The following is a 23037-nucleotide window of genomic DNA, read 5'->3' on the forward strand; positions in this document are numbered from 1 at the left end:
GGGGCCTCAAGCCCCCAATCCCTGCAATCTCAAATGCCGCCGCAACCGGAAAACTGACTCCTGCTCAATCGCTTAGAGCCTTGTTCACGGACGACGATTTAACCACCCGCTGCGGCCTTCGCCGTATGGCCGCCAGCGTGACCGGCGGGCCGAAAATGGCCGCTCGACAAAGCGCCTGGTCAGCTTTGCTTCCCATGCATGCAGGCGATCACGAACTCCCGCTTTGCGCGACCTTGTCCCTCTCCTCTTTCGCCCGCACTCGAAAAACCACGTTCGGTAGCAAGCTACTGGCACTTTTCCAATTTCTGAGGGTTGCGAGGCGCGCCCTGCTGAGCCTGTGCAGCGCCTCCGACCAAAGCCAGAGCAATGGAAGCGGCCTAATCATTCTGCGCACTCCTACCTGCCGTCGATCAAATCGCTACAAGAAAATAGTGGCACCTGCCTCGGCATCGCTCTCAATCAATGGGAGCAGAAAGACCCTCGACTGCCCTTGGATTGTAGCATGGCAATGCTGGCGTGAGCCGGCGGGCTTTGGGGTATATTTTCTAAAAGCGAACTGAACCCCCACACCGCGCGCCTATACTGATCAGTATCCGGGATTTTTGCTAATCCTCTCCCGGGGGCTGGACGGATATCAGGCCGCCGGGACAAGGTATTGTTTGCCCGGCGGCTTCATTTTCGTTTGTCGGCTCAGGGGAGCGCCTGCGAGCGTGACGCGGCGGACGTTCAGGCGACTTTTCCCCACCTACAACAAGCGGTCGCTCGCGCGTTCCGAGCCACCAGGAATCGATAATTTGCGAGATACCTAAGATGCCAGCTTTGCTGGCGGCATGCGCGCTCCTCGGCACACGAAATGGTCCGGCCACTATCCGCCCCGCAGTCCTGCGGAATGGCTGGCTGACGCCATGTGACCTGCAACATCGAATGCTTGAACGGCTGTTGCGATCGCAAGGTGGACGTGCGGCTCGAGACACTCCCGCAGGATCAGCCGTGGTCGCGCGTCGGCTTGCGCCTGGTCTGCTCAGACCGCGGCGCCGCAGGATCTGTGCATATCGTCCCGAACTGGCATGACAGCAGCGGGCAAGTCAGGCCAAGCATAGGCTTGAGGTTTTGATTCCAGCGATGAAGCACGTCACCGAACGCCCTTTTGCAGATCCAAAAGCCGCAGGCCGCCAGCTCGTCCAGCTGGCTTCGGGCATCGAGGCGATACAGGACGGCAGAATCCATATCGAGAAGATCAGCTACTCCTCCCTCTACACGCTCCAGGGAAGCGGCGCGGAGTTCGGCGCCGGCATCAGGCGCGCTGTCGAGAAGGGCTGGCTGGAGCTGCACGAGAGCGGTACCTACGTGCGGCTGCTGAAAGCCGTAGGAACCTAGCATCACTGCCCGGCTTGCTGTCTCGCTAGCTCTCTTCCTCGAGCTGGCGGAGCGGCCCCCGCATCAACCCTCAGGCCCCCAAGCCGGGATCGTCTCTCGTTCGAGCTTAGCTTGGCTCTTGTTTCGTGCGGCCAATTCCTGGTCCAGGGCCTTCAAGCGAACGAGGAGATTTTCAACGATCTCCATGCAATCGGAATGCCGCAATGATTGCACGCCGCGCGCTGCCAGCTCGCGCTCCGAGATAGTCGCCCCGATGCTTTGGATGCTCACAAATCCCCCCGCAGAAAACATTGCCCCTCAGGTGCACTCAAGGGAAAGGCCGCAGCGTGGTTCCAGCCCCACTGCGGCCATCCCGGGCAACTACAAATAACTTGGTCTCAAATCTCGCCGGTGTTCCGACAGTAGAACACCCCGTTCCGAAAATGGACTCCGGACAACTACCGGTGGCGCCTTGTCACATTAGAGCGAACATGGCACGGCTTGCCGCCCCTAATGCTCTCGGCTGCCCATCCAATTGCGGATTTGAGCGCCGGGAGTGCTAGGCCGGCCAGCGTGAACCGGCGAAAGAGGCCGCCTTACTGGCGGCCCCTCGATCGTTCTCTAGTCCACGCAGGACTGCCACGGTGCGCCGGGCCTGCCGCGAGTAACGCCTCAGAGAGTGACACGCTGGTTTAAGTTTTTACGCCAGCCTGAATCATGCACTTAGTGCGTGAGCTTTGAAGGACTGCCGTGAGCGAGGCTTCACAGGGGAAGGCCTGCTGTAGTTCGCACCCTAACGGTCACAATCGACGGTGTTGCGCATCACGGGACATATTTCGTCCAGAACTCCATCGTGTACCTGCAGTCGGCGCTTGGAAGTAAGGCAACCCACGTGGGAGGGGTGCCGCCAGAAATGACGGCCAAGCTGCTCCTGTCTGAACTCGTTCGCACCGGCGCTGGGGCAACGCACTAAGATCAGAACCAGCTGCGGTTATTTTGAAAGCACGCCTGTTTGGTGCGGTCCCAGATGAAATCCCCGCCGCCGCAGGGTGGACGGGGGCGAGAGGTCGCCGGGCATTCGTTCCGAACCTTGGCTCCCGTGCCCCAGCCGTCAACGACACATGCGCCACCGGTTGTCCTGTGACAGCCCTCGCCACAGCCACCCGCTGCGTGCGCCGCACTAGCAGCAGTGAGAACCGAGGTCGCGAGGAGCATTCCTTGTAAGATTTTTATCACTGCCAGACTCCTTGAAAGCGAACGACCGGAGCGAGAAGGAAAGATCATAACTCCTGCCGTGCCGCTTAGCTACATCAGCGCGGCGCGAAGTTGCCCGGCCCCGCGCGAACCGATCGACGATGCGCTCCGCTGTTCAAAGCTGTTGATCTAGCATTTTACAACCTGTGGAAAAGGAAGCCAGGTCAGCGCAGCTGTATTTTTCGAACCATCCACCTGCGCCCGTACTGGGACGTTCTGTTGCGGAGACGCGTGTGAGCCACTTTTTCTCAGTCCTGCTATTGCTGACCACGTTGATGCTTACGCTGTGTTTTGGCGTCGCAGCGTGGCGCGTTTCCGATGAGGCGGCGCTGGTAAGGCCGTAGCAATGGCAGTGCCGCAGTATCGGGCACTGCTCAGATAGGTGACCTGGGCTCAAAACGCCCACGCCGACGCTGGGCCTGCAGGCCTGCGTATGTGTTGTTATGGAAGGACGGGCCGATTGGATTTCACGAGCCTGTCTATTTTGAATCGAATTAGCAATCTTGTGAACTAAATCACTGCATAATCTTCCGTTGTGCTGTTAGGATTCATTTATTGATTTGCCAGGATGCTCAACGCAAAAGATCGAGCGCGACCGCGTCGTGATGTTCGCGCGAAGCAGATTTGATTCTGCCGGCTTGTGTGTGCCATTCCGACGATTCAGGTGTCGGATCAAAGTCGCCGCGTAAGAATGTTCATTTGGAGGAAGCCAATGAACGAAACCTTCTTACCCAAGCGTTTAACCTATTGCTGTCGTTCAGTGCCGTTGAGAACACTCGTTGCGACCTTACTGGTTGCTGCGCCTGTCGCGCTTGCGTCTGCGCAGACCGTTGCTCCCGCGGAAGGCGCGTCGAGCGGCCAAAATAGCACTATGCGCATCAATCGAGACGACGAGGGCGCCCCCCTTTCGCTCGAGGCCGTCCAGGACGGGGTCAAAAACTTCGGATTGCGCCGGGCGGGCGTTGGGCTACCTAGTGCGACGAGCGCGGATGACACCAAACGCCGCGACTTCGGGCCGACCAAGTCTGACGAATCAGTTGCGGATCGGTTGGTTCCCCCTGTTGATCGCAAGCCGCCGCGCGATGCACTTCCGCATCGGGGCACTGAGGCGACAACAGTCCAAACGGAGGCGCCCAACAGGCCGCTCTCTGCGCCAAAGGATCGCCCGAAGCCTCCGGCCAATTATCCTTCGCGCGGCGCGTCGGATGTCCGATCGTTTGAGGCCTATCGGCTTGGGTTCTCGGGAGGGACGACGACACCGGCCACCGGGATCGACCCGCGCATACGATCGGATTTAGCCGCAGGGGAGCGGACTGAGACCTATGCCTTTCTGCTGATGGATTTCCTGCCGGACGCGGCCACGGAGCGCACGCTGATGAGCGAGTTCGGGGTCGCATCGCTCGGGCTGCATGGGACAGCACTCAAGGTCCGCGTCCCCCTGCAGGCCCAGGCGTTGGAGGGTATTGCCAGATTGCCCGGGTTTAGATCACTGGCTTACCCCTTGCCCGACCAAAAATTAGCGCCGGAGCTGAGATCTGCCATCGAGCGTTTCGGGGCCGAGGTGGTTCGATTTCCAATTGTCATCAGCCTGTTTGAAACTGATCCCAAAACTTCGTTCGCCGAACGGGTCCAAGCTACGGGTGCGGAGGTCGGTCGCTACGACCCGGTGTTGCGGAGCTATGAGGCTCTCGCAACACCCGAACAGATCCGCATTCTTTCCGGTTTGGATTTCATCCTGTTCATCGAAATCGAGCGTCGCAGCGGCGGCGGACACGATCAGAGCATGGCTACGAATGGCGTCGATTACATCCGAGCGTCCGGCTTCCTGGGTGCGGGAACTGTGTTGGGCTTACTCGACACCGGCGCCATGTTGGGAAGCGCGGCGGCAACCATGCACCAAGACCTCAACAAGAACGGTTGCGGGATTAATTTCACGAGCGACGCTGCGGGCGTTTGGAATGATCAGAATGGCCATGGCACTCACGTCCTCGCAACCATCTCCGGAACTGGGGCTGCGAAAGCGCGGTTCCGGGGCGTCGCAACTGCGGTCGGTTCGCGTGAGCGCATCCGGGTTGGAAAGATCTGGAAATCGACCAACACTGGACAAAACTCTTGGTTGCGGGACGCAATCGACTACATGGCGGACCCGACCAGCTGCGACGCGCCACGCCCCTCTGTCATCAATCTGAGCGGTGGGGCGAGCGGATCGGGACAGACTGGAACCGATTCCGAATCGCGCAAGCTCGACGCCCGCGTCTGGGAAACACGCCAGGCCTACATCGTGTGCTCCGGCAATAACGGCCCGGGCGCACAATCGATCTGGTCTCCCGGCGTGGCCAAGAATGCTCTTACGGTCGGAAACGTGCAGGACGCGGGATCGAGCTTGGTTGGCGAACTGTCCGGCAGCAGCAGCCGCGGCCCGACCGGCGATAATCGGATGAAGCCAGACCTCGTTGCAACAGGTGCTGTCGTGACCTCCGCGCAGGCGGGAACGACGGATGGTTATGTGGATAAGAGCGGATGCAGCATGGCAACGCCACATGTCAGTGGCATCGCGACGACGTTGCTGGAGCACTATCCTGATTTCCGAGATCGACCGCACTTGCTGCGTGCCCATCTCATGGCTTCCGCTACGCTGCATTCGGACGAGGTCAGTCCGGCGAACAACACCGGTGGCGGACGCAATGATTTTGGGCTCGGACGCGTCTCCGATTATCAATCGCATTGGGCGCGCCTCGACCCCAACGGCTGGAGCGGCCATTGGGCGTGGATGACAATCACCGACAAGTCTTGGGGCTTCTTCGACATCGACGTGCCTCGGGGTACCAAGCGGGTCGTCGCTGTGCTTACTTGGGACGAGCCCGAAGCGAGCGCAGGAGCATCACAGGCGGTGACATACGATGTTGACCTGTGGGCCGATCCCGGCGCCAGTTGCACGCCGGACGCAGTTGGACAATGTGGTGGCTGGGCCTCGCAGTCTAATATCGACAACGTCGAATATCTCATCATCGACAATCCGCCTCCTGGCGTTCTCCGGCTCAAAGCAATCAACTGGAGAGCTCCCTCATTTGGCTTGCCGGTGGCAATCGCAGCTAAAATCATTCGCGGCGATCCAACGCCTGCGATTTCGATGACGGCTATGCCGAGCACAACGTCTCCCGCGATCGGTTCGACCTTCACAATCAAGACAACCATTTTCAACCCGAGTTACGAGGCATATGGGGTTCAGGTGTCAGCGGCGGCGGGGTCTAGCGGTCTAAGCCTGCTCGGGGTCTCGACCACCCGCGAGGATGGCGTGGCGATGGATTTTTCAAATGCGGCCAGCCTCACACTTGGCACTGTAACGGAGGCCGATACGCGCTCCGCCATCTGGAAATTCAGTGCCACCTCGCGAGGCCCGCAGACCGTCCGCTTCAGCGGCCGGTCCAACAATGGCGGCACCGTCTTCAAGAGCGTGACTGTTACACCTTGAGCACCCAGGACTGAGTTTGACCAAGTCGCCTGAGACATTCACACTTTGCTCTCAGCTCAGAGTTCACGGTCAGCCGACTCACGAATGAATAGTTGTTGACTCCAGGGGAGAGCACGCGAGGGTTCGAGACGATAGCCCGAATAGCGGACCTCTCCGAGATCAGCAGCTTCGGACCAGAGGCCGACCTTCCGCAGAGATTTTCGGATCCGTCAGTTAACGGATTAGTAACGGCTTCTTGCCAGCCTGAATCATTGCAGATCGTCGCAACTGCGACTTCAGAAGCATATCGTCTCTCTCAGTTCTCGGTTGGCAGTCTCATCAAGGGACAAGTCCGCTATGTGCAAGGGAATTCTGATTTCGCTTAGTGCGCTGTTCTTTTTGCTGGTTTGCGATCAGTTCTGGTCGAACGGCCGCTATACGGACGTTGCTATCGTGATGGCGAAACACATCAGTCGCTCTTTCGGTGTCTGATGCAGCCAGTTTCACGAGCTCGAAATGACTGTCGCAGATGCTCTTGACGCATTGAACCAGAGAGAATGCCCGGATTGCGGGTCAAAAAAGATGTTATCTGGATTGCGGGTTGACATTGCGGAGCACTTGGAATGCCTCGCCTGTGAGGCACGCTTTTACGTTGCTCCGCGACCTCCACATGCCATAGTTTTCATCCGACAATAGGTCCATGCGAGAATCAACAAGCGCTTGCATTGGTCAACAGCGCCTGCCGTCATTGCCGACCACCTACCTGCAGCCGCGGCAGATCGTAAGCTTGCGCTGCAATACCTCATCTACTTGCTCAACCAGGTGCTGTGCCGCGATGTTGTCTGCCCCCGAATTGGGCTAGGAAGGTCTTGCTGCGCGGGACTTCATGGTTCGCGCCGCGTAACCTGACGTTTTACTATCGTCAACCGTGCCGACGCTAAAGCCATCGTAGTCCCCGGCTGGGCTGAGGACCGACGCAGGCGCGCCGATCAATGGTGTAGACAAAACCTTGTCCGACGCTGCCGGCCGGAGAGCGTCGGTCCGCGATGACGGCCCGCCATTGGTCTTCGCCGAAGGCCTTGGATTCTTGGCCGGCGCCGGTGGCGACGATACTTTGGCCGCCGCCGTTGTCGGCCAGGCATTCTTAGGGGTGGCCGGAGTGCCGGCTCCCGTTCGCTCGACGGCGGAGCGAGCGGAAGCGGCGGAGCGACTAAGGTCTGACCTTTGGCGGCGCCCTGCTACCAAACGCCAGCAGACACGAAGCCAACGACCAACAGCGTCGCGCTTTTCATCCGCGTCATTCAAACGGCTTTGGTTGACCATTGACGCATGATCCTCCGAAGTATCCAGCTCATATGGCGATCAACGTTGACGGAAATGGGAGGGAGGGGCGTCTGCACGAATCCGGAGCTTATTTCATAACGTGGCGCGCACGGCCCGCTCTCGAGTCAACGCACCGCTCTCATGGACATGATGGACGAGACCAGACACTGCCTATCGATCAAAGTGTCGCATTGCCGACTGATACAGGCCAATAGAGCTGACTTTTCTTATCCGGCTCGGTTCGACTAAAACCAGTTGGACACAAAGGAACCGCGTCGATTGTCGCGTGGCTAGTCGAATGGCCGACCAACCAGTATTGCCGGCATGAGCGAGGTATCATACTGATATGCAAGGGTCATCCCCAGTCAACGAAGGCCTCCTGAATCAGCGCCTCATAGAGCTCGGGTCAATAGCGAGCTGGGCGCCGCAGACCCTTTCGGACCTCGAAGGTTTTATTCGCGCCTCCGGCGACTATGATCTCTTTCGAGTCAATCCTATCCAATATGCGACTGCCAACGGCCTAAGTGACGCCGAAGGAATCGAGCTGTTCGTGCACGCCGCTAAGGTTGGCCTATTCGAGATGCAGTGGCTGCTCATCTGCGCCTATTGCCCGCAGGTCGCCGGCACTTTTCGTGAGCTAGACCAGGTTCATCCACGTTTCCAATGCGAATTCTGCAACGCCCTCAATGAGGCGGCGCTTGACGACTACATCCAAGTCACCTTTACGGTCTCGAGTTCGGTTCGCGACATCCTATATCGTCATCCGGACATGCTGTCCGTCCAGGACTACTATCTCCGTTACAACTTCTCCAAGGACTTCAAGCCCCCGCACGGAATGACACACGAGCAACTCGTTGCGGCACTCTCGCGGGGATTTGCCGATATCGAGGCGGGTCAGCGGTTGAACTTTGAATTCGCCGTAACGGCCGGCCGATTCGAGGTGCTCGATCTTAGCCATAAGCTTCTTCTGGTTTTCTTCGCGAACGGTGAACCGGCGGAACGCCAAGAAACGCTGGTCCAGCTCGAATCGGGCCGGTTCGTAGTTGCTGATCGGCCCACTGGACCGAGAAATATGATCCTTGGCGACGGACGCTTTGCGTTTCGACAGACGGCCGATCTTAGCCCAGGCAAACACATCATCCACATTGAGAACCGCACCAAGGATCGAGGCCGCTTCTGGTTTCTCCAGTATCCTTCCCAGTTCCAGCCCCATCTGGTCGAGTATGAGCCTTTTCTTTCCGGTAAGCGATTATTGCTCACCCCCTGCTTCGCCGAACTCTATAAGACTCAATTGGTGGACGAGCGCGATAGTCTAGCCGTTTCCGACATCACTTATCTGTTCACTGATCTAAAGGATTCGACTCCGCTGTACGAAAGCATCGGCGATGTGAATGCCTACTTTCTCGTCCGTCAGCACTTCGACATTTTGAATAAGATCATTAGGAATCGATCTGGCACGATCGTGAAGACGATCGGCGATGCAGTCATGGCTGGCTTCGAGCGTCCACAGGATGCCGTTGTTGCATCCGTCGAGATGATCGAAGAGCTGTCGCGATTCAACAAAACCGCTTCGCGGCCGCTCGGCCTCAAAATCGGCGTGCACAGAGGCAGGGCCATCGCCGTAAGGCTCAACGATCGGATCGACTACTTCGGACAGGACGTGAATATCGCCGCCCGTGTGCAAGGTCTAGCCGGTGTCAACGAAATATGCCTGACAGAGATGGTGATGGAGGCTCCCGGAGTCAGTGACATCGTCAAAGGATGCCCGGCGTCGCGCGACTACCAAAACTTGAAGGGCATCGGTCAGAAAATGGAAATACATCGGTTCAAAATTTCTCCCACGCAGAGATGAACGACCGCGCCCGTCCTGCGCAGCGGCAGACCGATTCTCGGCTGCGGTTTACCGCCAATTTTCGGCGCTGCTGCGTTGGTCTCCTGTATATTCCCGGCGGACGACGCCAGCAGGCATCAGCGTGTCTGCGTTCCCAAGCCGCGCGATCGTTCGGGTATCCTTCATTATGGAATATCGAAGTCGAGTTTACATCAAGATCGTGTTGCGGAAAGCCCGCCTGGTTAGTTACTGAGCTAGAGGGATTCCACGTGTGGCCTTAGCACGTCAACCGTCTCAATCAGCCCCGCAGCTTCCATCACGAGCAAGAGCTCCGCCGGCGTCATTTCCGGTTTCTTGAAGCGTTCGCGCATACACCGAATGGCTGCAACAGCGCGAGCTTCGTCGAGTGCGATAGTATCCGCAATGAAAGCGTCGGCCGATTTCGCCTCCATGTTCAGGTCGGAAAGAACTGCCGCGGGAAAGTCCTTAAGGTTTTCCGTTACGATCATTGCGACCTGCGTCTTGGCCGCCGCAGCAACAACGTGATGATCGCCAGGATCGGGGAGCCCAGCCGCAACGGACAAGAAGTTGTCAAAATCCGTAACCATGGCATCTTCAAAGGCAGCTTCCATGCTGGCGCGCGCCCGCTCTGCACGCGCCGCGGCATCGGCAAAGCCTTTGGCGTTCAGGATCTCCTCGATAGCTGTTTCGGTCTCATCCAGAACGCGGCTTGACCAGCGGAGACGAAAAAATTCCGCCTCCGCCAATGAGAGAAGCAGGTTCCTTTTGAGCGCGCTTGCAAGCGAGCACGCATCGACGAATGCGGTGAAGCGGTTTGCAAACAAGCTTACAGGTGCTCCGCGTCCTGCTCAGCGAGATTCGCAAGCGCTTTGCCCCGCTTCTCATCACGCGTGCGCTTATATGCGAATAGGTCCTCTGCCCTAATCCTGCGATGACGCCCCACTGTCACGTGCTGAATTTCGTTCTTTTCGAGCAGCGAGACCAGAAACGGACGCGAGACATTCAGAATGTCGGCAGCTTGCTGCGTGGTCAACATCTCATGCACAGGCACAAGCGTCACCGCATCGCCGCGACCGATATGCCGCAGCAATTCCATCAAAAGACTCGATAGCGCCGGCGACAAGGTTATCTCAGCAGCCTGCTGTGCATCGTCGAGCAGTCGCAGTTTGGCATCTCCCGTCGCATGCGAAGCGAGTATCTGACGAAGCTGGTTGGCTGCCGCCTTCTCGCTCGCGGAAGGCAGGCGAGTACCTCCCAGCTCTTCAGCGTAGGCTGGCATCGTCATCGTATCTTCTCCCCTGTACGGCCTTTTGTATAGGCCATATTCGAAATAAACGCAACAAGCGAAATAAACGAAATGGCCCAAAGTTCCTGACCAGCTGGGTCCCTGCCCTTTGTCCCAAGCCGATCCTTGGGAACTTTTGGCGTTTGCCGTGCCTCATGAGCTGGTCGGCTAGGATAAATTCCAAAATCTATGTTCTGCGAACAAATAAAATTTAGCTATATCAATGGCTTCAGCCAGCTCGCCCGACATTTGAACAGAGAGATTCTTAGACCGTCATCGATTGCTCCGCATTGGCGAAGTGATCTCGCGCACGAGCGCGCACGCATCGACGCCCGAGTGTCTCCTCGCCATATGGACTGGGCATTGGGGCGAGTCTGAAGCAGCAAAGGGTTTCTTGGTCCCGAATACAGGGCCTTCCTAGGAGGCGTTCGCCCGAGATCATTCGCGAGCCGCACGGCGGCGCTACCGGCGTTCGTGCCGGCGCAGCCTTGGTAGGCTGGCGCCGAGTTCGAACGGCTGAAGGATCCAAGATATCCTAGCGCCCTCGGCGCCGGAATGCAGAGGAACTTCGATCGAAATTCGGTCGATCAGGCTTGCCGGGTTTGAATTTCGAACAGTTTCGGCATGCCCCCGCAACCAACAATCCAGTCCCAGCAACCGCTTAAGCCCAGAACTCTGCTTTGGCACGCAATCTGCGTAGCTCCCCTTGCGTCCCTCGCCTCGTAGCGGAGGACAGAACAAAGCTTTCACAACGGGAGGGAATGCATGAGTGAGCACAAGACCAACGGCGCGCGTAAACATGAAAGCCTGGACGCCATCGTGATCGGCACTGGGGTTGCCGGCCTTTACCAGCTCTACAAGCTGCGCGACGAGCAAGGCCTCAAGGTCAAGGCCGTCGATACCGCCACGGGCGTAGGCGGCACCTGGTACTGGAATCGCTATCCGGGCGCACGGTTCGACTCCGAGGCCTATATCTACCAGTACCTGTTCTCCGAGGAGCTCTACAAAGGCTGGAGCTGGAGCGAGCGCTTCCCCGGTCAGCCTGAGATCGAAAAATGGCTCAACTACGTCGCCGACAAGCTCGACCTGCGCAAGGACATCCGCTTCAGCACGACGGTCGCTAGCGCCGTCTTCAACGAGGCGACCCAGCGCTGGACCATCACGACCGACGCGGGCGACACCATCGACGCGCAGTTCCTGATCACCTGCTGCGGCATGCTGTCGGCGCCGCTGACGTCGATGTTTCCCGGACAGGACACCTTCAAGGGCACGCTGGTCCACACCGGGCGCTATCCGAAGGAGAAGCTCGATCTCGCCGGCAAGCGCGTTGGTGTCGTCGGCAATGGCGCCACCGGCATCCAGGTGATCCAGACCATCGCCGGCGAAGTCGGCAGCATGAAGGTGTTCGTGCGCACGCCGCAATACATCATCCCGATGAAGAACCCGAAATACGGGCCGAAGGAGGTCGAGGCTTACAAGGCGCGGTTCGACGAATTCCGCAAAACCCTGCCCCACTCGTTCACCGGCTTCGAATACGACTTCACCAACGGCAAGTGGAAGGATCTCAGCCCGGAACAGCGTCATGCCGTTCTGGAGAAGATCTGGGATGAAGGCTCGCTTCGGCTGTGGCTCGCCTCCTTCGTGGAGATGTTCTTCGAGGAGGATGTCAGCGAGGAGATCTCCGAGTTCGTCCGCAAGAAGATGCGCGAGCGCCTCAAAGATCCCAAGCTGTGCGATACGCTGATCCCGACGGACTATGGCTTAGGCACGCATCGCGTCCCGCTCGAGAGCAACTATCTGGAGGCTTACCACCAGGCGAACGTCGAGCTGATCAGCGTGAAGAACAACCCGATCAAGCGGATCACGCCTCAAGGCATCGAGCTCGCGGACGGAACGTCGTATGAGCTGGACGTGATCATCCTGGCCACCGGCTTTGACGCCGGCTCCGGTGCCTTGACGCGCATCGACATTCGTGGCCGCGGCGGTCGCTCGCTGAAGGAGGAGTGGAGCCGCGACATCAGGACCACGATGGGGCTTCAGGTTCACGGCTACCCGAACCTCTTCACGACAGGCGCGCCGCTGGCGCCGTCGACAGCGCTCTGCAACATGACGACATGCCTTCAGCAGCAGGTCGAGTGGATCAGCGATTGCATCGCCTATCTCAAGAAGAACCACCTAAGCGTCATCGAGCCGAGCAAGGATGCGCAGGATGCCTGGGTCGCGCATCACGATGAGGTCGCGAACACGACCCTCGTGACCAAGACGAACTCCTGGTACATGGGCTCCAACGTCGAGGGCAAGCCGCGCCGTCTGCTCTCCTATATCGGCGGCGTCGGAACCTATCGCCAGAAGTGCGATGAGGTCGCCTCCTCGGCCTATCCCGGCTTTGCCAAGCAGTAACGACACAAGGGGCCGCGCAACCATTTTTGGTGGCGCGGCCCTGCACCCGCATCATCACAACAATTCGGAGCAACACATGACCAAGGAATTCAAGTCGGCGGCTGACGCCATTCTCAAAGAGACGGTCACGACGGGCCAAGGCGTCCCGGGCGTGGTGGCGATGGTGACCGATCGTACTGGCAACATCTACGAGGGCGCCGCCGGCAAGCGGCGCATCGACCAACCGGCCCCGATGACGGCCGACAGCAGTTTTGCCATTTTTTCGACCACCAAGGCAATCACCGGCACGGCCGCGCTGCAACTGATCGAGGAAGGCAAGCTCGACCTCGATGCCCCGGCACGAACCTACGCCCCCGACATCGGCAAGCTGCAGGTGATCGAGGGCTTCGATGCCGAGGGCCAGCCCCGGCTTCGTGCCCCGAAGGGTGAGGTGACCACGCGCATGCTGCTGCTGCACACCGGCGGATTCGGCTATGATTTCTTCAACGAGAACTATCTGCGGCTGGCGACCGACCACGGACAGCCGAGCGTGATCACTTCGTCGAAGGCCGCCCTCATGACGCCGCTGCTGTTCGATCCCGGCTCGAAATGGGAGTATGGCACGAACGTCGACTGGGCCGGGCAAGTGGTCGAGGGCATCACCGGCAAGCGGCTTGGCGAAGTTTTCGCCGAGCGCATCTTCAAGCCGCTCGGCATGAGCGACACGACGTTCGAGATCAACGATGCGGTGCGCGGCAAACTTGCCGGCGTGCACGCGCGCAACGCCGACGGCTCGCTGACCCCGATGGACTTCGAATTGCCTGCCAATCCCGAGGTCCATATGGGAGGCCACGGCCTCTACAGCACGGTCGGCGACTACATGCGCTTCATCCGCATGTGGCTGAACGACGGTGCCGGCCCGCACGGCCGGGTGCTGAAGCCGGAGACCGTTACGATGGCCGAGAAGAACCAGCTCGGTGATCTCAAGGTGACGGCGCTGCCCGGCGTCATCAAATCGCTGTCGAACGACGCGGAGTTCTTCCCGGGTCTGTCGAAATCCTGGGCGTTCACCTTCATGGTCAATGACGAGAAGGCGCCGACCGGCCGCCCGGCGGGCGCGCTCGGCTGGGCTGGTCTGGCGAACCTGTTCTACTGGATCGACCGTCAGAATGGCTTCGGAGGCTACTGGGCCACCCAGATCCTGCCCTTTGCCGACGTCGCTTCGTTCACCGGCTATATGCGTTTCGAAACCGCCTTCTACGACAGCCTGAGCCAGCGCAGGGTCGCCTAGCTTCTGCCGGCTCGATGCCTTCATTCCGCCTCCGATCTCACTCTTTTTGCGGTGCGGTCGGAGGCGAGCCAAATGGCACCAAGGTCGGGATACGCGATTGCGCGTTTCCATGGATGGCCTCACAATCAGGAGATAAAAGCTCGGGGTCCGTCAGATCATTTCGGACTACTCAGCGCGTCGAAGGAGGGAACGTGTTGGGTCAGGCGCCAGAGGATGCTTTCGCAAATCCATCTATCGAACGCGACGTCCTGACGAGCTGGGAACGCTTCCTATCCGGAAGCAACAGCACGCGTCAGCAGATCGTGCGGTCGGCTATTACCGATTCGTGGCAGCGCTGCCAGAAATCGGACGTCGACTACCGGCGTGGCCAGGCTCCGATGCCGATCAGGGACGACAAGCTGCAGCGCCTGCTCGACAAGCGCAACCGCCTGGTTCAGGCGGGTGCTTCGACGATGTCCCTGGCGCGCGACTACCTGCTGGAAACCGGCACCGTGATGGTGCTGACCGACGCCGACGGCATTGTTTTGCGCTTGGAGGGCGACACCAAGCTGGCGCTGCGCGATGCCGTTGAAAAAACCCACCTGCTGCCCGGCAGCAACTGGAGCGAGACGACCTGCGGGACAAATGCGATCGGCACTGCATTGCAAACCGGGCAGCCCATCCAAGTGCATGCCACGGAGCATTTCTGTTCCGGCATCCACCGTTGGACTTGCTCGGCCTGCGTGATCCGCGATCCCATCGACGGCGCTGTGATCGGCGTGATCGACATCTCCGGACTATCCTCGTCTTATGGGCGGCCGGCCCTCGCATTGGCGATTTCGGCGGCCGCGCGCATCGAGGCTCAGCTACTGCAGATGGAGCTGGACGCCCGCTACCGGCTGCTCGACCAATGCTTCTGGATGCTGCCGCCTTCGGATCGGCATCATGCCGTACTGTTCGACAGCGCCGGACGTCCATTCAAGGCCAGTGGAGAGATGTCGCAGATCATGCGCGACCTGGGCGCGCCGGGATGTCAGTCCGGCTTTCCCCATCTCGGCAGCCGCGACGATCAGCTCTTTGGCGCCTCGCGTCCGGCATGGATCAAGGAGGAATGGCTGAAGCCGGTGGTGCAAGGGGGTGAACACCTCGGCACCGTGATGGTGGCGCCGAAGCCGGCCCCTTCGGGCAAACTGTTGTCAGCCGCGCGAGGCGAGTCCCAGGCCTTTGCCAATACCGTCTACAGCAGCCCGAAGATGCACAACGTGGTCGAGACGTGCCGTCGCGTCGGCATATCAGCTGCTCCGGTCCTGCTGCTTGGCGAGACCGGCGTCGGCAAGGAGGTGTTCGCGCACGGACTCCATGCCGTGTCGCCGCGCCGGAGCGGCCCGTTCATTGCCGTCAATTGCGGCTGCGCCTCGCGCGAACTGCTTGCCAGCGAGCTTTTCGGCTATGTCGACGGCGCATTCACCGGCGCCCGGCGCGGCGGCGTGGCGGGGAAGATCGAAGCCGCGGCGCGGGGCACCCTGTTCCTTGACGAGATCGGCGAATTGCCGCTCGACCTCCAGCCCATGTTGCTGCGGGCGCTCGAGAACGGCGAGATCAGCAGGATCGGCGAGACCGCAGTGCGCAAGGTGGACTTCCGCCTCGTCGCCGCGACCAATCGCGACCTGCAGGCGGAGGTGGACGCCCAGCGTTTCCGCAAGGACCTATTCTACCGGCTGGCTGTCGTCCCCGTCGGCATACCGCCGCTGCGCGAGCGCTGCGAGGACATTCCGCTGCTGGTCGATCACTTCATCGCTCAGGCAGCGGCGCGCTACGGTCTTTCCGATCGCCGGTTTGCGCCGGAGGCGCTTGCGCAGCTTCAGCGCCATGATTGGCCCGGCAATGTCCGCGAGCTGCGCAATCTGGTCGAGAGCCTCATGCTGACCAGCAACGGCGAGCTGATCGAACCTTCGGACCTTCCCGATGCCATCCGGGGAACGGAACGAACAAGCGAGCACAATCCGGGCCTGTCTCTCGCCGAAGCGTCCGAACGTGACCTGATCGCGCGCACGCTCCGCTCGTGCAACGGCAACGTGACGGCCACCGCGGCCGCTCTCGGTCTTGCCAAGAGTACGGTCTATGCGAAGTTGCATCGTTATGACATTCGCTTCGAGCTGCGTAGTAAATGGTGACATTGGAAGCGCTGGTTGAGTTGCATGTTTGAGTATGGAGCTTTCAGTATGGAGCGCAAAGCAAGGTAAGAGCGCTCTATTTCTTTGGTTTGTATCTGGCAGAGGCTCTGCGGCTTTCCGCGCCGAGCACGACGACCAAATAAAACCATATCCCTCAATGCCTTACGCCGTGGCCACCGCATTGCGCTGCTTCAAAAGTCGAGATTGCCTCCCGACCTCCTTACGACGCGCTTGCTTGTCTTCGCCGTATGGTGTCCCGTTGGCGGCCTGCGTCGGCTCTTCGACCGTGCGGATAGAAGCTGGCTCCATTGCTTGGGCGTGGGTTCCTTGGTCACGAGAACCTAGCTTCCCTTCTCGGTAACAGTGCTCGTCGAATGGACAGCTTGATTCCTTCGTATGATGGAGCGAATTATTGAAGCGACCCCAAGCGGACTTGCGCCCCATACTAAAGCAAACGCCCCGGATCACGCCGGGGCTTTGACGTTGGATATCGCGGTCAGATCGCCGAAGAACAAATTTCCCCTTCCGTTTCTTGGCCCGACTCGGACCTCCGGCCATATGGCGTTTTGCGCCGCTACTAAGGGCATAGCAGACGTCAAGCGCGCCTCGCACGATGCGACGCGGTCGCGCAGCGGTGAGTTTTGGGGCGGGGCGTCTCGAAGGATGCGCCGCAAGGACGCCACCCGCCAGGTTCACGCTGCCGTGCTGCGCGGACTCTCCGCTGTTTCCTTGTCCGTCTCCTTGTCGCGAGACAGCCATGCTGGAAAGCGAAGCAGGCGTTCGTTGCCGTCTTTCGGCAGCTCGATGGGAGCTTCATTGGACGAACTCGGGAGGTCCAGTGCTACGTGGCCGACTCGCACCGCATCCGCGCGCTGATCCAGTTCGCGCAGCAGGGGATCGAGCACACTGTCGATTTCGGTCGCCACCGACACGAGGAAACTATTAAGCTCGCGAGCCTCGGGCACAACTGCTGCAGCCGACTCGATCGCCTTGGAGAGACCATCGACGACGGGTGCAAACGCGCCGGCGGCTTGCCTGATTCGGGATTTTATCGCTTCGATTTCGCCCAAAACGCGATCACGCTCCCGCCTGGACTTCTCCTCCGAAAGGCGGGCTTCAATTTCGGCGATCTGGGCCGTCAGGGTCGTGGCTTCGGATGCGAGTGCATCGCGTCTTCCGCGCGCGCGATCAAGATCGCGGCTGAGATTGTCCAGTAAATCGTCCTTTCCGAACATGGCTTTGCTCCGTAGGACAGCCGTTTTGGTCTGTAGGACGGCCTTGGCGCGAACCGCCAGCCGGTTGAGCGACCGAAAGGCTGGATCGGCCGAAACAGGCATCAACTTCGGTCGCGTCACATGGGCCGACATGGTGATCCCCCACTCGTCCACATTAGCCGCCGGCATGGTTAACAAGTGGTTAATGTCAACAGATGATACACGGGGCACCATGCCGGCGACGCCGCCTTTGTCTCCTCGCCGCCATCCATTTCCGCTATAATCGCTGCGGTAGCATCACCCGGAGGCGCATCCCGTGGAGCACGCACCGAAACCCGAGCCCAAATACCTCGTCATCTGCTGTGACGGCACCGGCAATGAGAGCTCCGAAAACATCTCCGTCCTGAAGCTCTATCGCTGCCAGCGCAAGACGGACAGGACGTCGCTGCGGCTGCCGGAGTCGGCGCGGTGACGGCACTCGTAACGTTAACCGTCCATTAACCAACGCGGCCTAGCCTGCGGTAATCGTCCAGCCATCATTAGCTCGAAATGCCTTCCCGGTTCGCTCCAGGAGAAGCGCCGATGTGCGTTGAGTTGTTGACGTATGCCGATCTGGGCGCCCAACTCAGTATCTCCCGAGAGGCCGCGCGTTCGCTTGCGAGACGCCGCCGGTTGCCGCGCTCGCAGTCGGAGGACGGCAAGGCCCTGGTGAGCGTTGATGTCTCCGAGCTCCGGTACACACCCCGCCCACGACGCGCCCGCCGGGCCCCGATCGATGCCTCCCTGGCACAGATCGAAGCAGTCAAGATCGAGGCATTCAAGGCGGAGGTCGCGCGGCTCGAGGCCGTCGCAACTGCCTACAGAGCAGTGTTCGAGCGCGAGCGCGCCGATCGCCTCGCCGTCGAGTTGACGCAAGCGGCCGCCGAGACGACGGCCGCCAATGCGTGGGCGGCAATACTGGAAAACGAAGTGGCGGTTCTGCGGAACGGTCGCCACGCCGGCGGCGCGATCGCGGGACAAGCCGCGCGTCGTCGATTGGGACATCTGGCCGCTGCGATCGTGGAAGCAGACCGCCCGAGTCGCAGGTAGCACTCGATCCTCATCTCCATCCCCGGCTTGCCGGAGCAATCACGAGGGAAGAATGACTGGCACCACCGATATCCACGAAATGAAGGCCCGCATCGTCGTGTTTGGTGTCGGCGGCGCCGGCGGCAATGCGGTCAACAACATGATCACGGCCGGGCTGCAAGGGGTCGAGTTCGTGGTCGCCAATACCGACGCGCAGGCGCTGGCCATGTCGAAGGCGAGGCACCTCATCCAGCTCGGCACAAAGGTGACCGCAGGCCTCGGCGCCGGCTCGCAGCCGGAATTAGGACGCGCCGCAGCCGAAGAGGCGATCGATACGATCCGGGATCAATTGACTGGCGCACACATGGTGTTCGTGACGGCTGGCATGGGTGGCGGCACCGGCACCGGCGCTGCCCCCATCGTCGCCAGGATCGCGCGCGAGCTCGGCATTCTCACGATCGGCGTGGTCACCAAGCCATTCTACTTCGAGGGAAAGCGCCGCATGCGCTTTGCCGAAGCCGGCATCGAGGAGTTGCTGAAGACGGTCGACACCCTGCTGATCATCCCGAACCAGAACCTGTTCCGGGTGGCCAGCGAGAAGACCACGTTCGCCGATGCCTTTGCCCTTGCCGACCAGGTGCTTTATTCCGGCGTGGCCTGCATCAGCGACCTGATCGTCAAGGAAGGCCTAATCAATCTCGATTTTGCCGACGTCCTCTCCGTCATGAAGGAGAAGGGCAAGGCCATGATGGGACGGGGCGAGGCCTCCGGCGAGAAGCGCGTGCTTGCCGCTGCTGTGGCCGCGATTTCCAATCCATTGATCGAGAATCCCTCGATCAAGCGCGCCAGCGGCCTCATCATCTCCATCACCGGCGGCAAAGATCTCATGCTGTACGAAGTCGACGAAGCTGCGACCCGCATTCGCGACGAGGCCGACCCGGACGCCAACATCATCGTCGGCGCGTCGTTTGACGATAGCCTCGACGGTATCGTCCGCGTCTCAGTGGTGGCGACCGGAATCGATAATCTCGACCCGGAGTCTCGGGCGCAACCGGTGGAAACCGCCATCGCCCAGCTCGCGGGCAGGCTGCGCAACGACGGCCGCCGCATCGAGCGCAGTGCACCTCTTCCGCAAGCGGAAAGCCCGCCGCTCCGCTCCGAAGCGCAACAGCCCGTAGGGCAACCGGCAAGGGCGGCTCCGGAATATGCGCGCCACGCCGCCGACCGGCTGCTCGATCCTTACGGCCGCACAGCTGCGCCCAATACGCCCGATGAAGCTATTCTCGATATCCCGGCCTTCCTGCGCCGCGCCGCCAACTGAACGGTCGCAGGACGGGAGTTACGGTCGTCATGCCGGGGCGCGACGAAGTCGCGAGCCCGGGATCCATCAAGCCGCGGTCATTGTTGAGCGACAGAAAATATTGCGTCAGCTTCTGCGGCTTGAATCAAATCACTCGCGCGCTGAAAAGTGGCAGACAAAACCGCGCGCCCACTTCCGCCGGGGCCATCGGACAGTCGCTGATCGCCAGGAAGCATATCCTTGCCTCGCCTCCGGGCCGGGCGACCCGCATCAGATAGAATGCCGCGACCACAAAGACGGCGGCAGCGAACACCAGCTTGGCGGCTACGAAACCCACGGCAGCCAACGTCGCGAGGTCGGGGCGCATCCCGAGCAAAGCGAGCGCAATGCAGACGGCGAAAGCTCCGCCGATGAGCAAGGCAGCAGTGAACCCGCGCCCAATCATCGTCCGGTCGACTGGTAGGGCATTGCGTGCGAGAGCGTCATCAGATCTTCCGTCCTCATGTGCGCGTCTCTCTGCCGATGAGCGCCGCCAGCGCCTTCAATCCGCGATGGATGGTGATCTTCACGTTTGATTCCGACATGCAGTACCGAACTGCCGTTTCGGCGACGCTCCTACCTTCGAGTTTCACAGCCGCGATCGTCAGGCGGGTCACTTCCCGCAAAAGGGAGGAAGACACCAGTTGGTTCCTCTCGGACGTTGGTGGACGCGATGTGAAATTTGGAGGCCGCGCAGAATATCGGGACCTCAGATGGACAGCCGGGCCGGTTCCTTTCGACAAGGCGCTGCGCCGTCGATAGGGGCGGGATGGTCTAACTTCAGACAATCGCCACAAATTTCATCGACAATCAGTCTTCACGAAGGCCGCTATGTCCCAGTATTCACTCGATATTGCGTCAGCGTGGTCAAGATGCTCGGCGAGCTCCATGGCATCCACGGCGAGCTCGATATCCATGTTGCCCTTGACCGCCATTCCAGCCCGCGACCCTGACGCATTAATTAATAGAACGCGACAGCAACTCTTTTCTCTTTACGCCAGACAACCGCGCAGCGGCGGCGGTCACCGTCGGGAATAACAGTCAGAGCAAATTCGTCGGGAATTTTTTCATCTGCAGCAAGATCGAGGGCTGCACCGAACGCAGATATGCTGCGAATGGTGCAATCTGTTTTCGAACGGCCGAAGCTGATCAAGCCTAGTCTGGTAACTTGTTTCGAATGAGGGTTCTTCTCATCCATAGTGTCCTCCAAGGCCCGAGGAGCGCAAATCCATGGGCAATGATTCGGCGGCGATGGTGCGTACCCATCAATCTCACCGAAGAGTTGGCTCACAATTTGATTAGCCAATTCACTTTCAACGCCCTGTCGGCAGCGGCAGGGGCTTGCTTTCCTCAAAGAAAATCTCGCAGCCGAGCGATTTCGGCTATCTGTTCTGCGGACAGCACGGCCGTAACAAGTTGCGTTTGCGGAGCAGTATGTATCTCGTAGAGATGACCTTGGCTGGCAGGCTTCGCTAGGAAAGCTCGGATGCATGCGTCCAAAGTGCCCTCGAATACAAGGTAAGAACTAACCGATGCCGCTGCGCGTTGGTTTCCAAGTGAAGGCCATTTTTTTAGTGCTGCTGCGGCAGTGAAGTCGATGCGCACGCGCTGCTTCGAGCCGACCAGTGCCCCTGACGCGCCTCTCCGGCGATCCGCCGATTCCGTTCTTTTCGAAGCTCTAATCATTCGGCCAATCAAAGCCTGATGGGCCAAGGTCCCGACCGCAATGATTGCGCTCTAACTTTTCCGGCTCGGTCAATAATAATTTTAGGAACTCCACCCTCGGTGCTGCGGAACTTGGACCAAACTGAGCAGCAATATCTGCGCTGGGGGCTTTCATGGCCAAGGTTTCAAGTTTGCCTATGTCGTGTTCGTTCGGAGGGCGGATGTTGCGTTGGGTCATTGTCCTCTCCTCCCGATCCACATGGTCCCCTGCAGGATTTTCCAAAAGATTAGAGTGCCGGAGCCGACAATCGAAACATTAAATGTCACATTAAATTGAGACTTATTATCACATTATAATTCAATAATAAAGTTAATAATCCTTTGACTGAAGCGACGTCTGTGATGTTCGAAAATTCACAGGCTTCCGAAAAATCTCGCCTTCGCGTCTTGTCCAGCGAGTACAGGGCACGCCCTCCGCTCAAGCACTCGAAGAAACGGCTCCTGCATTCGGGGGGCGAAGCAGGAATGCTGGAGTCGCTCTCTGCGATCTTGTGCGTTCATCCGGCACAATTGCCCAATTATAATCCAAGTAAAATAGATCGCTAGATTTAATACGGCTTGTATCCTTATTTAATTGTTATGGTCGCCGCGCCACCGTGGACCATTTCACGTCAAGATGCCCGACAATCTGTGGTAGGCTCCCAGTCGCACCACGCTCACCGCGTACAGAAGACCGTTTCTATGTCCGAACCTGCTGCACTCGCCGGGGCGATCTCGAGCACGCCGCCAAATAGGCCATTGAACCCGCGGCGGAGATCGTCGGGAGGGTCAAGGCGTTGTTGGTCGCCATGGATTTTCTCGACGCCGCGGCCCACGAGCTGCGTGCGGCGGCCTCGAAAGGATATTCACCTGGGCAGCACCTTGGTTGGTGTGACCGACGAGAGCGACTGATTTAAGGATATGACCGACATAACAGTTCGAGGCCTTTTCGGTTTGCCGCGACCGCGATACGGTCATCGAAGAACTCGAGCGGCAGAGTCCGCGGCAGCGGGATCCGAACGCAGGGAGTGACCGCGATGGCCATCACCTATCCCGTGGCGTTCCGTTCGTCATGGCCGACGACGGCGTCGCGCCCGGCGAAGCTTTGGAGGGCCTAAGCGCCAACGCCGCGGTCATGCGCGCCGAAGCGCTCTCCCGGAAGAGCCAGGCTGCGACGGCGCGGTCGCCTTTTTCGCGGACCGGAGACCCGTCGAGCGGCGATTTTGGCGACGCCAAGGTGATCGGGAAGTTCGGCGAGGTGCCGGACGATCTCAGTAGTCGTCCGTGAACAAGGCTCTAAGCGATTGAGCAGGAGTCAGTTTTCCGGTTGCGGCGGCATTTGAGATTGCAGGGATTGGGGGCTTGAGG

18 protein-coding genes and 2 pseudogenes are annotated in these 23037 nt (G+C 59.7%); 11 read left to right on the plus strand and 9 right to left on the minus strand.

What is annotated here, in order from left to right; translation table 11 throughout:
- Positions 1 to 560: hypothetical protein (locus tag ABIB80_RS38355; RefSeq protein ID WP_354129540.1), on the plus strand; the 560-nt coding region annotated here is incomplete at its 5' end.
- A 562-nt stretch (positions 561 to 1122) separates the two neighbouring features.
- On the plus strand, positions 1123 to 1377 hold the full coding sequence (locus ABIB80_RS38360) for a hypothetical protein (protein WP_354129541.1): 255 nt from the start codon (positions 1123 to 1125) through the stop codon (positions 1375 to 1377).
- A gap of 954 nt (positions 1378 to 2331) precedes the next feature.
- On the opposite strand, the gene ABIB80_RS39555 is transcribed toward ABIB80_RS38360, so the two are convergent.
- On the minus strand, positions 2332 to 2571 hold the full coding sequence (locus ABIB80_RS39555) for a hypothetical protein (protein ID WP_083870004.1): 240 nt from the start codon (positions 2569 to 2571) through the stop codon (positions 2332 to 2334).
- Positions 2572 to 3322: 751 nt separating this feature from the next.
- On the opposite strand from ABIB80_RS39555, the gene ABIB80_RS38365 reads away from it, so the two are divergent.
- Both ABIB80_RS38365 and ABIB80_RS38370 read left to right on the plus strand, forming a co-directional pair.
- Positions 3323 to 6082 (plus strand): S8 family serine peptidase, encoded by a 2760-nt coding sequence (locus tag ABIB80_RS38365; RefSeq protein WP_354129542.1) that lies wholly within the window; start codon positions 3323 to 3325, stop codon positions 6080 to 6082.
- A gap of 1648 nt (positions 6083 to 7730) precedes the next feature.
- A complete protein-coding gene (locus ABIB80_RS38370) occupies positions 7731 to 9236 on the plus strand; it encodes an adenylate/guanylate cyclase domain-containing protein (RefSeq protein ID WP_007601821.1) in 1506 nt (501 codons plus the stop codon).
- 233 nt (positions 9237 to 9469) lie between these two features.
- Here ABIB80_RS38370 and ABIB80_RS38375 read toward each other — a convergent pair whose 3' ends face one another.
- Both ABIB80_RS38375 and ABIB80_RS38380 read right to left on the minus strand, forming a co-directional pair.
- Positions 9470 to 10060: a PIN domain-containing protein gene (locus ABIB80_RS38375; protein WP_354129543.1), complete on the minus strand. Its 591-nt coding sequence runs from the start codon at positions 10058 to 10060 to the stop codon at positions 9470 to 9472.
- 2 nt (positions 10061 to 10062) lie between these two features.
- Positions 10063 to 10521, minus strand: coding sequence for a helix-turn-helix domain-containing protein (locus ABIB80_RS38380; RefSeq protein ID WP_007601819.1), 459 nt, complete (start codon positions 10519 to 10521; stop codon positions 10063 to 10065).
- A 765-nt stretch (positions 10522 to 11286) separates the two neighbouring features.
- On the opposite strand from ABIB80_RS38380, the gene ABIB80_RS38385 reads away from it, so the two are divergent.
- The 3 genes from ABIB80_RS38385 to ABIB80_RS38395 all read left to right on the plus strand — a co-directional run bounded on the left by ABIB80_RS38385 (position 11287) and on the right by ABIB80_RS38395 (position 16344).
- Positions 11287 to 12921, plus strand: coding sequence for a flavin-containing monooxygenase (locus tag ABIB80_RS38385; RefSeq protein ID WP_354129544.1), 1635 nt, complete (start codon positions 11287 to 11289; stop codon positions 12919 to 12921).
- Positions 12922 to 12997: 76 nt separating this feature from the next.
- The gene (gene acmB, locus ABIB80_RS38390; RefSeq protein ID WP_007601813.1) at positions 12998 to 14191 is read left to right on the plus strand and encodes a methyl acetate hydrolase AcmB; all 1194 of its coding nucleotides are present in this window, start codon (positions 12998 to 13000) and stop codon (positions 14189 to 14191) included.
- A gap of 191 nt (positions 14192 to 14382) precedes the next feature.
- Positions 14383 to 16344 (plus strand): sigma-54-dependent Fis family transcriptional regulator, encoded by a 1962-nt coding sequence (locus tag ABIB80_RS38395; protein ID WP_219681382.1) that lies wholly within the window; start codon positions 14383 to 14385, stop codon positions 16342 to 16344.
- A gap of 692 nt (positions 16345 to 17036) precedes the next feature.
- Here the strand turns inward: ABIB80_RS38395 and ABIB80_RS38400 are convergent.
- On the minus strand, positions 17037 to 17711 hold the full coding sequence (locus ABIB80_RS38400) for a hypothetical protein (RefSeq protein WP_035994494.1): 675 nt from the start codon (positions 17709 to 17711) through the stop codon (positions 17037 to 17039).
- 163 nt (positions 17712 to 17874) lie between these two features.
- On the opposite strand from ABIB80_RS38400, the gene ABIB80_RS38405 reads away from it, so the two are divergent.
- The 3 genes from ABIB80_RS38405 to ftsZ all read left to right on the plus strand — a co-directional run bounded on the left by ABIB80_RS38405 (position 17875) and on the right by ftsZ (position 19947).
- Complete coding sequence (locus ABIB80_RS38405) at positions 17875 to 18030, plus strand: hypothetical protein (protein ID WP_354129549.1); 156 nt, start codon at positions 17875 to 17877, stop codon at positions 18028 to 18030.
- Between the two features lie 110 nt (positions 18031 to 18140).
- A complete protein-coding gene (locus tag ABIB80_RS38410) occupies positions 18141 to 18647 on the plus strand; it encodes a hypothetical protein (protein WP_354129545.1) in 507 nt (168 codons plus the stop codon).
- Between the two features lie 52 nt (positions 18648 to 18699).
- The gene (gene ftsZ / locus ABIB80_RS38415; protein ID WP_354129546.1) at positions 18700 to 19947 is read left to right on the plus strand and encodes a cell division protein FtsZ; all 1248 of its coding nucleotides are present in this window, start codon (positions 18700 to 18702) and stop codon (positions 19945 to 19947) included.
- Positions 19948 to 20071: 124 nt separating this feature from the next.
- On the opposite strand, the gene ABIB80_RS38420 is transcribed toward ftsZ, so the two are convergent.
- The 5 genes and pseudogenes from ABIB80_RS38420 to ABIB80_RS38440 all read right to left on the minus strand — a co-directional run bounded on the left by ABIB80_RS38420 (position 20072) and on the right by ABIB80_RS38440 (position 21868).
- A complete protein-coding gene (locus tag ABIB80_RS38420) occupies positions 20072 to 20371 on the minus strand; it encodes an NrsF family protein (protein WP_354129547.1) in 300 nt (99 codons plus the stop codon).
- Between the two features lie 55 nt (positions 20372 to 20426).
- Positions 20427 to 20591: pseudogene (locus ABIB80_RS38425) on the minus strand (sigma-70 family RNA polymerase sigma factor); the annotation flags it as partial.
- Positions 20592 to 20807: 216 nt separating this feature from the next.
- A pseudogene (locus ABIB80_RS38430) lies at positions 20808 to 20927 on the minus strand (LabA-like NYN domain-containing protein); the annotation flags it as partial.
- A complete protein-coding gene (locus ABIB80_RS38435) occupies positions 20927 to 21163 on the minus strand; it encodes a hypothetical protein (RefSeq protein ID WP_007601788.1) in 237 nt (78 codons plus the stop codon). The pseudogene ABIB80_RS38430 and the gene ABIB80_RS38435, both read right to left, overlap by 1 nt.
- Before the next feature lie 480 nt (positions 21164 to 21643).
- Positions 21644 to 21868: a hypothetical protein gene (locus ABIB80_RS38440; protein ID WP_157158667.1), complete on the minus strand. Its 225-nt coding sequence runs from the start codon at positions 21866 to 21868 to the stop codon at positions 21644 to 21646.
- Positions 21869 to 22741: 873 nt separating this feature from the next.
- On the opposite strand from ABIB80_RS38440, the gene ABIB80_RS38445 reads away from it, so the two are divergent.
- Complete coding sequence (locus ABIB80_RS38445) at positions 22742 to 22957, plus strand: hypothetical protein (protein WP_354129548.1); 216 nt, start codon at positions 22742 to 22744, stop codon at positions 22955 to 22957.
- Positions 22958 to 23037: the final 80 nt, after the last annotated feature.

This window comes from Bradyrhizobium sp. i1.15.2 (assembly GCF_040548425.1).
Taxonomy (GTDB): domain Bacteria; phylum Pseudomonadota; class Alphaproteobacteria; order Rhizobiales; family Xanthobacteraceae; genus Bradyrhizobium; species Bradyrhizobium canariense.

Bases quoted from the DNA above. Each gene is read 5' to 3' on its own strand.
- ABIB80_RS38360 (WP_354129541.1), top strand. From the start codon at position 1,123: ATGAAGCACGTCACCGAACGCCCTTTTGCAGATCCAAAAGCCGCAGGC.
- ABIB80_RS39555 (WP_083870004.1), bottom strand. From the start codon at position 2,571: ATGCTCCTCGCGACCTCGGTTCTCACTGCTGCTAGTGCGGCGCACGCA.
- ABIB80_RS38365 (WP_354129542.1), top strand. From the start codon at position 3,323: ATGAACGAAACCTTCTTACCCAAGCGTTTAACCTATTGCTGTCGTTCA.
- ABIB80_RS38370 (WP_007601821.1), top strand. From the start codon at position 7,731: ATGCAAGGGTCATCCCCAGTCAACGAAGGCCTCCTGAATCAGCGCCTC.
- ABIB80_RS38380 (WP_007601819.1), bottom strand. From the start codon at position 10,521: ATGACGATGCCAGCCTACGCTGAAGAGCTGGGAGGTACTCGCCTGCCT.
- ABIB80_RS38385 (WP_354129544.1), top strand. From the start codon at position 11,287: ATGAGTGAGCACAAGACCAACGGCGCGCGTAAACATGAAAGCCTGGAC.
- acmB (WP_007601813.1), top strand. From the start codon at position 12,998: ATGACCAAGGAATTCAAGTCGGCGGCTGACGCCATTCTCAAAGAGACG.
- ABIB80_RS38400 (WP_035994494.1), bottom strand. From the start codon at position 17,711: ATGTCGGCCCATGTGACGCGACCGAAGTTGATGCCTGTTTCGGCCGAT.
- ABIB80_RS38410 (WP_354129545.1), top strand. From the start codon at position 18,141: ATGTGCGTTGAGTTGTTGACGTATGCCGATCTGGGCGCCCAACTCAGT.
- ftsZ (WP_354129546.1), top strand. From the start codon at position 18,700: ATGACTGGCACCACCGATATCCACGAAATGAAGGCCCGCATCGTCGTG.
- ABIB80_RS38420 (WP_354129547.1), bottom strand. From the start codon at position 20,371: ATGATTGGGCGCGGGTTCACTGCTGCCTTGCTCATCGGCGGAGCTTTC.
- ABIB80_RS38435 (WP_007601788.1), bottom strand. From the start codon at position 21,163: ATGGATGAGAAGAACCCTCATTCGAAACAAGTTACCAGACTAGGCTTG.
- ABIB80_RS38440 (WP_157158667.1), bottom strand. From the start codon at position 21,868: ATGACCCAACGCAACATCCGCCCTCCGAACGAACACGACATAGGCAAA.
- ABIB80_RS38445 (WP_354129548.1), top strand. From the start codon at position 22,742: ATGGCCGACGACGGCGTCGCGCCCGGCGAAGCTTTGGAGGGCCTAAGC.